We start from the raw sequence: 14,354 nt of genomic DNA, 5'->3' as shown, positions 1-14,354 counted from the left end.
GGATCACGCCCCGCCCGGTGCCTTCGTGCTGCTTGACCCACTGGTGTTCGCCGGCTTCTCTGTGGCGGGAGCAGCAGGAGTCGGTGTTGTCGGGGCCGAGGTTTGGCCCGTTGTGGACGCGTTCAGCAGATCGTTCGGGTCGAGGTAGGCACCGTCATTTTGATAGGCAAAAAACAGCGTTGCTGTCCCCTTTTTCGCCAGGGCACCGATTTTTTGGTCGCTCGCGACGGCATCATTGGCCGCTACATCGACCGAGGCCAAATGGCTGTAGACCGTGCGCCCATTCGTGCCGCCGTGGTTGATCGTGACGGAATACTCATCGCCTGTGCCCTTCTCAATTTTCTCCACCGTGCCTTTGGCGGCGGCATGGACGTCCGCGCCGAGTGCTGCGGTGAAGGTGATGCCTTGTTGTTCCTTGCCATCGTAGGCATTTTTCACTTTCGCGCCTTGGACAGGCAGGACCAAGGCAAATTTCGCCTCGGGTGCGGGGTCAGTGACAGTCCCTGTGCTCGTGCTCATCGCAGGCACCGCAACTTTGTCGGAGATATTCGATTGCCACCACGCCGTCAGCCCTGTGAGGTTGCTGTCGTTGGTGAGATGCTGTGTAACATACGCTTGGACACGGCTCGCGGTTGGCGACTCGCTATGAAAAGTGAAGTAGAGGATGCCAGTCAGTGCAACAGCGCCGAGGATCTGCATCAAGCGATGCATCGGCAGACCTGTCGTACCTGCGTCCTCCCCCTCCTCATAGTACCTCCGCCCCGCACCATAGGGGCTGTCATAGTAACGACCTTGTCCACCTGCTCCCCCGACCGCACCACCACGCGCGCGCAGGAACTCCTCATAACTGCGCGGACGCGTAACCGAATGGATCGGCGCTTGGGTGAACACCGGTTTGGATTGTGTAACATCCCACTCGTCTTCTGCACTGAACAGGCTGGAGCGCGTTGTGTCCGCCGGGTATCGCTCATAGCTCCACGGGCTTTGCTCCGATTCTTCCTGCTTGCGTTTGGCTTTCCAGAACTCAAACTTTGCCATCTAGATCCCCCTCGTCCTCTACCGTTTCTAGTTCCATCCTATGACCCGGTGGACGAGTTTATGAAAGCACGAAAAAAGCGAGCGACCCGCTGGTGCGGATCGCTCGCCTTTTCGTAGAACCTAGAGTCCGATCATCTTCTTCATCTTGGAGAAAAAACCACTGCGGTCGTTGAGCACGAGCAGCGGCACCGAATCCCCGAGGATGCGGCGGGCGATGTTGCGGTAGGCCATGCCAGCCTTGGCATTCGGGTTGAGCACGACCGGCTCACCGTTGTTGCTACCTGCGATGACACCCTCGTCGTCGGGTACCACGCCAAGCAAGTCGATCGCGAGAATCGAAACGATCTCGTCGATGTCGAGCATCGTACCATCATTGACCATATGCTGACGAATGCGGTTGACGACCAGTTTCGGTTGGTGAATTTTCGCCGCTTCAAGCAATCCGATGACGCGGTCGGCGTCCCGAACGGCGGCTGCCTCTGGGTTGGTGACGATGATGGCGCGGTCTGCACCGGTGATCGCCAAGCGGAACCCAAGTTCGATACCAGCCGGGCAGTCAAGCAACACGAAGTCGAACTGTTGCTTGAGCTTCTCGACGATCGGCTTGAACGATTCCGGCGTCAGTGCCGATTTGTCCTTGGTTTGTGATGCCGGCAGCAAGTACAAGTGATCAAAACGCTTGTCCTTGATCAACGCTTGCTCCAGACGGCACTCTCCGATCACGACATCGACGAGGTCGTAGATGATGCGGTTTTCCAACCCCATCACCACGTCCAAATTGCGCAGCCCGATGTCCGTATCGACCAGACATACTTTCTTACCGGACAGAGCCAGCGCCGTGCCAATGTTGGCGCTGGTGGTCGTCTTGCCCACCCCGCCCTTGCCGGAAGTGATGACGATTGCCTCTCCCACTAGTACGTTCCCTCCTCTTAGTCCTCGCGGGCCCTAATGCTATAGAGGTGGTTCATCTTGTCCACCGCCATCTGGCCGTCGCGCAGGTACGCAAACTCCATCTCCGTAGCCGACATCTCGCGCTGTTGTTCACGCGTGAGGTCAGGCGAGCGCGAGATCACATCACAGATGCGCAACTGCGTCGGCTGAAAGAAGACGGCGGCGATGATTGCCCGCTCGTTGCCACGGCACCCCGCATGTGCGAGGCCCCGCAATGTGCCCATCACAAAGATGTCGCCCGAGGCGTGCACCTGTCCACCGGGGTTGACATCGCCGATGATCACGATATCACCCTCATGCTCTACAATCTGGCCGGAACGCACCATGCCGTGGTAGAGGTGTGGGGGGTGAACGACCTTGGTCTTGGCCAGCAGATCTGCTGTCGATTGAAATTCCTGAATGATCAAATTCCCGTGGCTCGCAAGCGTAACGCGAATCTTCTCCTGCTCCTGTTCCGTCAACTGCCGCGACCCGCTCTGAATGGTAACATGCACCAGCGGGCCGGTGAGCAGTTGGCGGTGGGAACCGTTCAATTTATCCTCAAGATCTTCCACTATCTCTTCGAAGGAGCACTGATCATGTAGGATGAAGACCAGTCCATCACGGATGCCCTTGATCGTCACGGGCGTTCTGGTTCGATTGAGTTCGCATCCCGCTTGATGTCCCATACCGGCCCTCCTGTTCCATCACTTGCATCAGTTACTAATTCGCGGAGGCTTAGGGTTTTTCCTGCTTTTTGTCATCCGTGTTCAGGTCCTTCTTGAAGTACGCATCAAAAATCGCTTTGGCGACGGGACCGACGGTGGTCGAGGAGTGACCGTTCGCTTCGTTATCTGGGATGATGATCGCCACAGCAATCTCCGGGTTGTCATAGGGCGCATATCCGACGAACAAGGAGTTCTCCGTTTTGAGCGCCCCACCTGTCTCCGCCGTCCCTGACTTGCCGGCGATCACCGGGGAGTAGTTGGCAAACATGTTGAACGTCCCATAAGACGCATGGGTCACGTCGTACATGCCCTTTTGCACCACTTTCAGTTGGTCTGACGTGAAGGGAGTTTCTCCAGCCACTTTCGGTTGAACTTCCTGTTCGGAGCCGTCTGGAGCGATGACCGTTTTGACGACGTGCGGTTGCATCCGCTTGCCATCGTTGGCGATCGTCGAAACATAGGACGCCAACTGCATCAGCGTGTATTTTTCATTCTGACCGAACGAGGCGAGCGCCCAGTCGAAGATGTTGCGTTCGGTGCCCAGTTGCCCTTCATTTTCAAATGGCAAGTCAACGCCAGTCGTTTGCAAACCCAAACCAAGGGACTTGTGGTAGTCCATGATCTTGTCCAACACACCGGGCATGACATTCGCATAATAAGATTCCAGTTGGGTGAAGTTCATGCCCGGACGCCAGCCCGAGAGATTCTGGAAGGTCTTGATCATGTAGACGTTGCTGGACTTGGCCAGCGCACTGTAGGCGTTCACGTACCCGAGATTCGAGGCCCAAGACCGAATCTCTTTGTCCCCTAGATAGATGCTACCCGGGTCTAGGATCGAAGCGAACGGGTCCCGAATCGCGCCTTCCTTCATTCCGATCAAGACGGTGGCCATCTTGACGGTCGATCCGGGGAAATACAGCTCCGTGATCGCCCGGTTTTTCTCTGCGGGGGCAAAATTCTCGGCATACTTTTTGTTCGTCATGCCATCGATCCACCACGTCGGGTCAAATGACGGGTAGCTGGACATCGACAGAATCTCACCTGTCTTTGGATTCATCGCGATCGCCGCGCCTTCCTTCACAGTCGGGATCTGACGGTGCAGGTCCTGAACGGTTTTGGCGAGCGCTTTGTCGGCCGCTTCTTGGATATGCTTGTCGATGGTGAGCACGAGGTCATGGCCCTTCACCGGATCTTCCGTCCGCTTGTCCTTGAGCGGTTGGTAGTTGATGTTGACCTCGACTTTTAGCGTGCCGTCTTTGCCGTGCAGAAGGTTCTCGTATTGCTTCTCCACACCCGCCGTGCCGATCATGTCGGTCTGTTGGTACTCGTCTTTGTGTTCCTTCCAGAAGTCCATCGGGATGTTGTTCAGATACCCGATGACGTGCGAGGCGGTCGTTCCATCCACATAATCGCGTATGGGTTCCACGACGACGTTAAAGCCCGGCAGTTCATCCGCGTGTTCCCGAACATACGCCACTTGCTTGTCGGTGGCGTTTTTAACCACTTTGCGCGCCATGCCCAGCGAGTACATCTCGCCATAGGGGTCCATCGCGTTCCACAGTTCATCCGGTTGCATCGCAAACACTTCGTACAGGGTCGCATCGAGCATCAGTGGATTCTGGACATCATTGCTCAAGCGCTGGAAAGTGATCGTAAATGCAGGTTTGTTGCGTACCAATTCGGACTTGTTCCGATCAAAGATCAGGCCGCGTGGGGCCGGAATCGATTGCGTGATGTAGCGGTTGCTCTCCGCTGATTTGAGCAATTCTTGACCTTGCGACAGTTGCAAAAAGCTCAGTCGAAAAATTAAAACGGCCAAGGAAATGAAGATGACCAGAAACATCAGGTTCATCCGCTTTCCTGTGACCGAATGTTTATCCCGCTCTAGATTGGTCACTGGTGTACTCCTTTCTGTACGTACCCCTATGCTTGTAGGTATCACCTACTTCGGTTTGGCACGACTTGATTCCTCCTGCTTGGACTTAGAAAAATGTGATGAAAAACCGACTCTGTTACCAGAGTCGGTTGGGTTTGCCAGCTATGGCTTTTTCTGATGCCTCTGGAGCGTAGACGTCTGGTAGTGGAAATACGCATCGAACATCGTCCGGGCGAGCGGCCCAAGCGTGTCTGAGGAGTGCCCATCGCGAACGTTGTCCGGGATGAGGATCGCGATGGCGATCTGCGGGTTGTTATAGGGGGCGTACCCGACAAATAACGAGTGTTCCGTGCCTCTCCCCGTCTCTGCCGTGCCCGTTTTCCCCGCGATCTTCACCGGGTACCTGCCAAATACCGAGTAGAACGTCCCATAGGTCTTGTTCGTGACATCGTACATGCCCTGTTGCACGGCATGCAGATGCTCCGGCGCGAAACTGAGCGTGTTTTGCAACACCGGATGGATCACTTCTGGGGTTCCGCTGGGTGGGATGATTTCCTTGACGACGTGCGGTTGCATGCGTTTGCCGTCGTTGGCGATCGTCGAGACGTACTGCGCGAGTTGGAGCAGCGTGTAGTTCTCCGTCTGCCCAATCGCGGCAAAGGCGATGTCTGACACGTAGCCTTCACGCGTGATCTGCCCCTCCGCTTCATACGGCAAGTCGATCCCCGTCGTGGTAGGTCCCATCCCGAATTCCTTGTGGTAGTTCATCACCTTGTCCATCGTTGCCGGCAAACGGTTATGTAAAAAGTCATTGACCTGCGCTGTCGGCATGTCCTCGCGATACCCTGCGAGTTTCAAAAAGGAGCTGATCATGTACACGTTGGAGGATTCGGCGAGCGCTCGATAGGAATCTGCGTAGCCGATCGATTTCCATGACTTGATGTAGTTCGGCTTGCCATTCGGGAGGTATCCGACTTGAATCCGACCTGGGTCATAGATGACCGAACCCGGTCGGATCGTGCCTTCCTTGAATCCGATCAATTCGGTCGCCATCTTGACGGTGGAGCCCGGTTGATAGACTTGTTGAATGGCACGGTTCATCTCCGCAGGTGCGAACTGCTCGGTGTATTCCTTCTCTGTGACACCCTTGATCCAGATGTTCGGGTCGTAGCTGGGGTAACTCGCCATCGCGAGGATCTCCCCCGTCTTGGGGTTCATCGCGATCGCCGCACCGTTGTGTACCGTGCGGACGGTGCGTTTCAAGTTCTCTACGCGTTCCGCCAACGCTCGTTCCGTTGCCGCCTGCAAGTTGGAATCGAGGGTGAGCACCAAGTCATGACCTTTGATCGGTTCGACGAGGCGCTGGTCTTGGAGCGGTTGGTTGTAGATGTTGACCTCCACCTGCAGTTTGCCAGCCTTGCCGTGAAGATACTGTTCGTACTGCTTCTCCACGCCAGCGAATCCGATCTGATCAGACTGCTGGTACTCGTCCTTGTGCGTTTGCCAGAAGTCGCCAGGGATGTTGTTCAGGTAGCCGAGGATGTGACTGGCAAAATTGCTGCGCTCATAGTGGCGGATCGGCTCCACCACCACATTGACACCGGGGAGATCGACTTGGTGTTCCTTGATAAAAGCGACTTGTTGGTCGCCGGCATCCGAAACGAGCTTGCGCGCTGTCGAGAGCATGTAATGCTGGCCTTTGAGATCCATCGTGTTGAGGATCTCCTCCGGCTGCTTATGCAACACGGGGGCCAACATCCCGGCAATTTTGGTCGGGTCCTGCACATCCTTGCTGAGGATGGTGTACAGGACGGCAAATGACGGCTTGTTCGTGACGAGCACGTTGTGGTCACGGTCGTAGATCAGCCCGCGTGGTGCTGGAACGTATTGCTGGATGTAGCGGTTCGTCTCCGCCCGCTGGAGATACACACTGCCTTGAGCCAGTTGGATAAAACTTAGACGGACGATGAGTATAGCTAAGGCCACGAAGACGAGCACGAACAAATAGTTCAAGCGTTTCCCCGTGGCCTTTTTCAGTTCTTCGTCGAGCGAGTTCTGGTTGAAGTGATACACGTCCTGCAACTCCTTCTGAAGTGGAGATCTCAGCGAGGACTTACAGCGTTTCGTCTGCTAACGTACTGCGACGATCGGACGCCAACAAACGCACCGACGGCACATACAGGATCAGCGCAAAGATACCGTTCCAGATCATCATGCGCACACTGTGTGTCACAGCTGCCATCATGTCGATTCGCTGGAACCCAAACAACCGACCTAACCCATACAGAGTCATCTCTTGCAGAAACGTGTAGGCAATCACGATCAATGTGACCATGATCAACTGACGCGCCCAATAAGAACGGAATGTCGACCCCGCAAAGTAGCAGATTAGCGCATAGGTGAAGGCGTGCGGACCCAAGTACGTACCAAATAGAATGTCTTGGACGAGCCCGATCGTCAACCCTGTGTATAGCGCGAGCATCGGCCCGCGCAGGAGACTGACGTACAAGAGCATGACCAACACGATGTTCGGTGCGATAAACGAGAACGGTTGCACTTGCAAGACGGTGGATTGGATGACGAGCATGCCCATCATCGTCAGCATGATCCAAACGGGATGCATCGGCCGACCTCCTTATTGACCGGTCTTGGCCTGATTCACCACATAGAGGAAGTCCATGTTGTTAAGATTCGCCGCAGGTTCAACTTGGGCGATCTTGGTGAGGCCGAGCTTGTCGTTTTCGATGGAGGTGATCTTGCCGATGATCAGACCAGGTGGGAAGATATCGGACACATTCGACGTGACGACCGAATCGCCGAGTTTGACCTTCTCCGCCCCAAGCTTGATGCCAGACATCTCCAGCATCGGTTTGCTCGTCTGGGAGACATCAACAGAGGAACCATTGAGAATCCCGTACCCCAACTCATCGCTGGTCACTTTGGCGGAGATGCCCATCTTGCCTTTGTCTGTGATCAACAGCACCTTGGCGTGATAAGGCGTCACTTCATAGATACGCCCAACCAAACCGTGGTTGGCTGTGATCACCGCCATGTTTTTTTGAACCCCGTCCTTGGTGCCGACATCGAGGGTGACTTCCGAGTTCCATGTCGACGGCGAACGCCCGATCACGTTGGCGGCGATCAATTGCAGATCGCTCACGCTGTTGCTTTTCAGCCCTAAGTCCTCTTTGAGTCGTTTGTTCTCCTGCTCCAGTCCCTGAATGCGAACGCGCATCGACGAATAGTCGTTGAGGTTTGCCTTTAATTTGGCATTTTCTTCGTACAGTTGTTTGATGTGCTGCATATCTTCGAAAAAGCCCGCCACATGTTGCACCGGAGCATAGACGGCCCCTTGCATCCATCCAAATGCATCGATAAGCATTTTTTCCGGCCATGTCGGGTTCTCGCGTTCACGCAAGGTCAACCCAACCAAGGCGGCAAGCAAGATGAAGCTGGCCAGCAGCACCATCAACCGTTTGCTTGTAAAAAAACGGGTCACCCGTTACCCACTTCCTTTGCAGTTCCGGTTGGCTGAGCGTCTGAATCAGCGAGCACGGCGCTTTTTGCCGTTGTCGTTGGACTTGAACATGTGGCTGTAGTCCAGCGATTTGCCGGTTCCGATCGCCACGCAGTCCAACGGATTCTCCGCGACGAGCACCGGCATGCCAGTCTCCCGAGAGAGCAGACGGTCGAGATTGCGCAACAGTGCACCACCGCCGGTCAAAACGATCCCGCGGTCCATGATGTCAGCCGCCAGTTCTGGCGGGGACTTTTCCAACGTGATCTTCACCGCTTCGACGATCGAGTTGACCGTGTCTGCCAACGCTTCTGCGATCTCTTGCGCCGTGATCGACAGCGTCTTCGGCAGACCGGTTACGAGGTCGCGACCACGGATGTCCATCGTCTCTTCCTTATCCGGCGGAATGGCCGAACCGATCGTGAGCTTCAGTTCTTCGGAAGTACGCTCCCCGATCATCAGGTTGTACGCCTTCTTGATGTACTGAATGATTGCTTCGTCCATCTCATCACCCGCAACGCGGATCGAACGGGAGGTTACGATCCCGCCGAGCGAAATGATCGCAACTTCGGTGGTACCGCCGCCGATATCGACGACCATCGAACCGGTCGGTTCGCCAACAGGCAGACCCGCCCCGATCGCAGCCGCCATCGGTTCTTCGATCGTCATCGGGTCACGAGCGCCCGCTTCACGAGCTGCGTCCTCAACTGCACGTTTTTCCACCGCCGTAATGCCGGACGGAACGCACACGACGACGCGCGGTGCTGGCAACCAGAAGCCTTTTTGCTTGATCGCTTGGCGAATGAAATGGCGGAGCATCGTGGCTGTGGTGTCGAAATCCGCGATGACACCATCCTTCATCGGACGAATCGCCACGATGTTGCCCGGCGTTCTGCCGATCATCTGCTTCGCCTCTTCACCTACTGCTTTGATCTCACCGGTGTCGATGCGCGTCGCTACGACGGAAGGTTCGCGAATGATGATGCCTTTGCCTTTTACATATACGAGGGTATTGGCCGTACCAAGGTCAATGCCCATATCTCTTGAAAATCCTTTAAACATCTAGCCTAACTCCTTCCCGACATGTGACAGGGCTTATTATGTTAACACTTGACTATTATACAGGAAGCAACTGGTCATGCCTAGTCTAACCAGCCTTTTTCCCGCATGCTACAAAAGGAATGCGACCCGATCACGATATGGTCGAGCACATCGACGCCGAGGATCTGCCCACACTCAATGAGGCGGCGGGTCACTTCGAGGTCTTCGTAGCTTGGAGTCGGGTCACCGCTCGGGTGGTTGTGCAGGCAGATGATTGCCGAAGCACTGCGCTTGATCGCCGTCTTGAAGATCTCACGCGGGTGGGCGATCGTGCTGTCGAGCGAACCGACGGAGACGATCTCTTCGCCGATCAGCCGACGCTTGGCGTCCAGATGCAACGCCACAAAGTGTTCCTTCAACTGAAACCGCAACCTGTCCATCATGTAATCCGCCGCATCTTGGGCGGAGAGAATCCGTGGCCGTGACACGTTGGAGAGCCGGGCAATCCGACGTCCGACTTCAATCGCCGCCTTCACTTGCGCAGCTTTGGCGAGTCCGACGCCGGGGATGTCTGTCAGTTCTTCCAGATCGGCTTCGAGCAGATCGCGAATCGAGCCGAACCGTTTCAATATCTGTTCGGCGAGGGCGACCGCCGAACGACCGCGCGAACCCGTTCGCAAGAGAATCGCCAACAGTTCGGCGTTGCTCATCTGCTCGGGGCCTACTTGGCGCAACCGTTCACGCGGACGGTCCTCCTGAGGAATTTCACGCACGAGCACTGACGACGCAGCCACGTAGCAGGCTTCGCTCATCGCGGCAGGACGTTACATCCAAACGTGGCGAGATGGTCAGCGACCAACGAGACTGGCAGACCGACCACGTTGAAGTAGTCACCATCGATACGGGTGATGAACTGTGAGGCCTTGCCTTGAATGCCATAGGCGCCCGCTTTGTCCATCGGCTCGCCAGTGGCGACATAGGCGTCGATCTGTTCGTCGGTCAGCGCCTTCATCACCACAGTCGTACCTCGCACATCGCGCACGACACGGTGTTCTCCACCTGCTTCCACCAGCGCGATGCCCGTGTATACCGTGTGAGAACGACCTGACAAAAGCCGCAAGATCCGCTTGGCATCTCCTTCGTCCTCCGGCTTGCCGAGGATGACATCGTCACAGACGACGATTGTGTCCGCACCCAAAACAAGCCCGGCATTCAAAGTATTCGCGACGGCGCTTGCTTTTCTGTACGCCAACTCCTGAACGATTTCCACGGGCGGCTGTCCGGGCGCAAAAGACTCGTCCGCCTCACTGACCAGAATGTCAAACGTCAGTCCAAGGCTCCCGAGCAGCTCCTTGCGCCGCGGGGAACCGGATGCCAAGATCAACAGGTGCTCCTGCATAGTGGTTGCCCTCCGATTTTTGGGAAATCTGGCTTTATGTAGTGTGTCCTAAAAGAGAAAAACTATCTGCGCATACTGGTACATTCTACCGAGAATCATGCACCCTGTCCAGAACAAGAAAAAACCCGCCCTCGCGAGGGCGGAGTTTGTTTTTACTCACCAAAAAGCAGTTTAGCACCGGAGATTCCAGGGCTGGTCATCTCGAACGGATTCAGGATGACATCGAGCTCCTCTGGGGTTAGCACACCACGTTCGGTGCAGATGTCGCGCACGGAACGACCGGTCTGAATCGCTTCCTTGGCGATCGAGGTCGCCGTCTCGTAGCCGACGTGCGGGTTGATCGCCGTGACGATCCCGACGCTTTTCTCCACCAGTTCTTGGCAGCGCTCGACATTGGCTTTCAGCCCTTCCACGAGGAACTTGCGGAAAACCTGCAAGGCATTTTGCAGAATCGAGAGCGACTGCAGGAGGTTGAACACCAGCACGGGCTCCATCACGTTCAACTCCAGCTGACCCGCTTCAGAGGCCAGCGAGATCGTGTGATCGTTGCCGATGATCTGGAACGCCACTTGGTTGACGACTTCGGCCATGACCGGGTTGACTTTGCCTGGCATGATCGAAGACCCCGGTTGACGCGGCGGCAGTTCCAACTCGCCCAAGCCGGTGCGCGGACCAGACGCCATCAAGCGCAGATCGTTGCAGATCTTCGAGAGGTTGACTGCACAGATCTTCAAGGCGCCCGACACTTCGGTGTACGCATCGGTGTTCTGCGTTGCATCCACCAGATGTTCCGCGCGTTGCAAGTCGAGACCGGTGATCACACGCAGGTGCTCCGTCACTTTGACGATGTAGCGCGGGTCGGCGTTCAGACCTGTTCCGACCGCCGTCGCACCCATGTTGATCTCACGAAGGTTGTCCAAGGAACGCTTGACGCGCTGGACATCACGACCGATCACGCGGGCATACGCTTCGAATTCCTGCCCCATCCGGATCGGCACAGCGTCTTGCAAGTGTGTGCGGCCCATCTTGATCACTTGGTCAAACTCGACCGCTTTCAGCGAAAACGCTTGGTGGAGCAGTTCAAGTTGCTCGATCACGCCCTTGGCGAGGTTCAAGGAAGCGATCCGAATCGCCGTCGGGAACACATCGTTGGTGGACTGTGCCATGTTGACGTGTGTGTTCGGCGAGCATTGCATATAGTGGCCACGCTCGCCGCCGAGAAACTCAATGGCACGGTTCGCGATGACTTCATTGGCGTTCATGTTCATCGAGGTGCCTGCGCCGCCTTGGATCGAATCTACAATGAATTGATCATGGAGATGACCTGCGAGAATTTCATCAGACGCTTGCGTGATCGCTTCGCCAATCTCACGCTTCAAGACGCCAACTTCCATGTTGGCGATTGCCGCCGCTTTTTTGACAGCAGCGAGCGCTCTGATCATCTCCACATGTGGTGGAATACCGGTAATCGGGAAGTTTTCAACTGCGCGCAACGTCTGTATGCCATAGTAGGCTGCTTTCGGGACTTCTTTTGCTCCAAGCAAGTCTTTTTCAATCCGCACATCGGTCATCAGGGGACATCTCCTTTTGGAACGCGATCCTATTCTTGCCGTTTATTGTACCACACTTTTGCAAAAAAGCACTCTGTCCACGGTGGACAGAGTGCTGGATCGCTCTGTTACTGCACCGAAATCAGTTGTTCGGTGAACGTTTCATAGGCGACGAAAAACGCAGTCAATTTCGCTTGCCCATCCAGCAAGTTCGGAGTGCCAGAGAGCGCACCAACCGCCGCCTCAAGTTGCTTGTGCAGGGTGTCGCATTGCGCCGCCTCCTCTTGCAGACCTGCTTTTAGCAGCAGGGCATGCCATGACTTTTGATCGGCGCTTTGCTGGGTGAGTGCCGTCTTCAAGGCGCTGAGTTTATCCGCATCGGGCTTGGCCGAGGTCAGCAACGCCATCGCGTCGAGCCCGAGTTTCGCTTCCGCTTGCAGACCTTGCACCACAGCGTGCGCTTCGGCATCCTTGAGGTTGGCGATGTAGCCTTGGCGCGCAGGAATCTTGAACTCCTTCGCATAAAAAGTGACCTTGCGCTGGTTGAGTTCCGCTTCAAACACCGCTCCCGTTTTTTTGTCTGATGCGACAGCGGCGTACAATTGAAAGGGACCGGTTCCGCGAATCACACTGGCAATCCCTTTGTTGGTGAAGTCCTTCTGGGCTTGCGCTGCTTTGGCTGCATCTGGGAAGGAGCCCAACTGCCAGACGATCATCGACTGGCCTGCGAGTTCTGCGGCCCCTTTGACCTCTGGTCCGCTGCGGGCCTGACCTGGTGTGGCGGGGATGGTTGTGATCGTCGGTTCGGTAGACTGGTCTTTGAACAAAACGAGCAACAGCACCCCAAGCACAACGCCGGTCACGATGGCGAGCAGGGCGGGTAGCAAGTAAGCAGGTTTTGCCCCAACTGCCCGTTCACTGCGCAGGGCAAGTGCTTGGCGCGGATTGAAGTTGCGCAGGTGGCGCGAGGGAAAGCGGATGCCCGAACGGTCTTGGTTCGGGGTGATATGTTCACGATCTGACATCTGACGGTTCGGCTGCGTGTTGAGATTAGGCTGGTCCATGTCATCATCGACTCCTTCGGCTCTCTGAACTCTTGTACTAGAATCTATGAGAAACCGTAGAAATCTATGACAGGAAAAAGAGAAAAAAAAACCACCAGTTTGGCTGTAACCAAACGGCGGATTGCATCGTCTAACAGGTATAGAAAGCTTTAGTTCAGCACGTACACTTGCACCGTTCTGCGTCCGAATTGCAACGCTGCAGCTTGTGAATCAAAGTGCAGGTCAATTCGGTTCCCCTTGATCGCTCCACCTACATCGCTAGCAACTCCGTATCCATAACCCTCTATGTAGAGTCTCGTTCCCAACGGAATTACACTAGGATCAACTGCGATGGTACCTTGACCAGCGGCGCCGCCTGTAGCGGTGCGCGATCCTGGCATCGAGTAAGCTGAAGCGGCCATCGTCATCATCTTGGAAGCTTGCATGTTTTCCCCGCTGCGGGACGCCACAACAATCGGGCGCTGCTTAGTTCCGAAACCAACCACTTGGTTGACCGGCTCTGCGGTGGTCTTACGATCTTCCTTGCGGTCCACGGCTTCACCATTCTCATAGTAAACCGTCGTCGTGATCTGGACCTTCCCTTCCACACCGGGCGTCAGCACGTTCTCTGTGCCAGTGTATTGTTCGGCATCTGGCTGGCGTTCGGTCTGAAAAGGTACTACTTCTTCCGCGACTTTGACTTCTTGGGTGCGACGGGTGATCGCGATCGTCTGTCCGCTTTCAATGGAGGTTGTTGCAGTAAGACTGAGTTTATCGGCTTCATTCAGGGTGATCTGAAGTTCCTTGAGCACGTCGGCGACGGTGTCGGCGAGCGTGTGGACGGAGACCGGGTCTTTTGTGCCATCTTGTATGACGATTGCTTTTGCGTGTTTTACTAGAATTTGGGTACCGTCAGTAAGTTCCTTCGTCACTGTAGGTTGCACCAAGTCATCTTTCCCTACCTGAATTCCTTGCTTCTTCAGCAGATCGGCAACCGTTCCCAACTCAAACCCTTGGACGGTTTGCTTATTGCCATCGACATCGACGGAGATCGTTTTGTAGGCCGTTGCGGCCGTGGCCGAACCCCCGATGAGCAATGCAACTGCTGCGGCAGACAGGCAATAGATCGACTTTCGGTTGACCTTGCGCACTCAACCACCTCGTTTCATTTGTTTGTTCGTAATCCCTAAGAACTAGGAATAAAGACCCCCCATTACCTGTTGGACAAATGA

General features: G+C 55.5%; 13 protein-coding genes. All 13 read right to left on the bottom strand.

Annotation, left to right across the window (positions count from 1 at the left end; genetic code table 11):
* Positions 1–3 precede the first annotated feature (3 nt).
* The gene (locus C7459_RS19130; protein WP_109690888.1) at positions 4–1,038 is read right to left on the bottom strand and encodes a M23 family metallopeptidase; all 1,035 of its coding nucleotides are present in this window, start codon (positions 1,036–1,038) and stop codon (positions 4–6) included.
* A gap of 120 nt (positions 1,039–1,158) precedes the next feature.
* Positions 1,159–1,950, bottom strand: coding sequence for a septum site-determining protein MinD (minD, locus tag C7459_RS19125; RefSeq protein WP_109690887.1), 792 nt, complete (start codon positions 1,948–1,950; stop codon positions 1,159–1,161).
* Positions 1,951–1,967: 17 nt separating this feature from the next.
* Positions 1,968–2,657 (bottom strand): septum site-determining protein MinC, encoded by a 690-nt coding sequence (minC, locus tag C7459_RS19120; RefSeq protein ID WP_109690886.1) that lies wholly within the window; start codon positions 2,655–2,657, stop codon positions 1,968–1,970.
* A gap of 49 nt (positions 2,658–2,706) precedes the next feature.
* Entirely contained in the window at positions 2,707–4,593 is a 1,887-nt protein-coding gene (locus tag C7459_RS19115; RefSeq protein WP_109690885.1) for a peptidoglycan D,D-transpeptidase FtsI family protein, read from the bottom strand.
* A 141-nt stretch (positions 4,594–4,734) separates the two neighbouring features.
* On the bottom strand, positions 4,735–6,645 hold the full coding sequence (locus C7459_RS19110) for a peptidoglycan D,D-transpeptidase FtsI family protein (RefSeq protein ID WP_146201052.1): 1,911 nt from the start codon (positions 6,643–6,645) through the stop codon (positions 4,735–4,737).
* A 40-nt stretch (positions 6,646–6,685) separates the two neighbouring features.
* Positions 6,686–7,195, bottom strand: coding sequence for a rod shape-determining protein MreD (gene mreD / locus C7459_RS19105; RefSeq protein ID WP_109690883.1), 510 nt, complete (start codon positions 7,193–7,195; stop codon positions 6,686–6,688).
* A 12-nt stretch (positions 7,196–7,207) separates the two neighbouring features.
* Positions 7,208–8,071: a rod shape-determining protein MreC gene (mreC, locus tag C7459_RS19100; RefSeq protein WP_109690882.1), complete on the bottom strand. Its 864-nt coding sequence runs from the start codon at positions 8,069–8,071 to the stop codon at positions 7,208–7,210.
* Positions 8,072–8,116: 45 nt separating this feature from the next.
* A complete protein-coding gene (locus tag C7459_RS19095) occupies positions 8,117–9,151 on the bottom strand; it encodes a rod shape-determining protein (RefSeq protein ID WP_109690881.1) in 1,035 nt (344 codons plus the stop codon).
* A gap of 80 nt (positions 9,152–9,231) precedes the next feature.
* Positions 9,232–9,924: a RadC family protein gene (gene radC, locus C7459_RS19090; RefSeq protein ID WP_281272791.1), complete on the bottom strand. Its 693-nt coding sequence runs from the start codon at positions 9,922–9,924 to the stop codon at positions 9,232–9,234.
* 14 nt (positions 9,925–9,938) lie between these two features.
* Positions 9,939–10,529, bottom strand: a complete 591-nt coding sequence (locus C7459_RS19085) for a Maf family protein (protein ID WP_109690879.1) — start codon at positions 10,527–10,529, stop codon at positions 9,939–9,941.
* Between the two features lie 152 nt (positions 10,530–10,681).
* Positions 10,682–12,100 (bottom strand): aspartate ammonia-lyase, encoded by a 1,419-nt coding sequence (gene aspA, locus C7459_RS19080; RefSeq protein ID WP_109690878.1) that lies wholly within the window; start codon positions 12,098–12,100, stop codon positions 10,682–10,684.
* A 107-nt stretch (positions 12,101–12,207) separates the two neighbouring features.
* A complete protein-coding gene (locus C7459_RS19075) occupies positions 12,208–13,143 on the bottom strand; it encodes a hypothetical protein (protein WP_109690877.1) in 936 nt (311 codons plus the stop codon).
* A 149-nt stretch (positions 13,144–13,292) separates the two neighbouring features.
* Complete coding sequence (locus tag C7459_RS19070; RefSeq protein ID WP_109690876.1) at positions 13,293–14,273, bottom strand: resuscitation-promoting factor; 981 nt, start codon at positions 14,271–14,273, stop codon at positions 13,293–13,295.
* Positions 14,274–14,354 lie beyond the last annotated feature (81 nt).

The sequence above is a fragment of the Tumebacillus permanentifrigoris genome (assembly GCF_003148565.1).
GTDB lineage: Bacteria > Bacillota > Bacilli > Tumebacillales > Tumebacillaceae > Tumebacillus > Tumebacillus permanentifrigoris.
This window is presented reverse-complemented; position numbering and strand designations above follow the sequence as displayed.

Excerpts from the sequence above, each read along its gene's own strand:
- C7459_RS19130 (WP_109690888.1), bottom strand. The coding sequence starts at position 1,038 with ATGGCAAAGTTTGAGTTCTGGAAAGCCAAACGCAAGCAGGAAGAATCG.
- minC (WP_109690886.1), bottom strand. The coding sequence starts at position 2,657 with ATGGGACATCAAGCGGGATGCGAACTCAATCGAACCAGAACGCCCGTG.
- mreD (WP_109690883.1), bottom strand. The coding sequence starts at position 7,195 with ATGCATCCCGTTTGGATCATGCTGACGATGATGGGCATGCTCGTCATC.
- C7459_RS19095 (WP_109690881.1), bottom strand. The coding sequence starts at position 9,151 with ATGTTTAAAGGATTTTCAAGAGATATGGGCATTGACCTTGGTACGGCC.
- C7459_RS19085 (WP_109690879.1), bottom strand. The coding sequence starts at position 10,529 with ATGCAGGAGCACCTGTTGATCTTGGCATCCGGTTCCCCGCGGCGCAAG.
- aspA (WP_109690878.1), bottom strand. The coding sequence starts at position 12,100 with ATGACCGATGTGCGGATTGAAAAAGACTTGCTTGGAGCAAAAGAAGTC.
- C7459_RS19075 (WP_109690877.1), bottom strand. The coding sequence starts at position 13,143 with ATGGACCAGCCTAATCTCAACACGCAGCCGAACCGTCAGATGTCAGAT.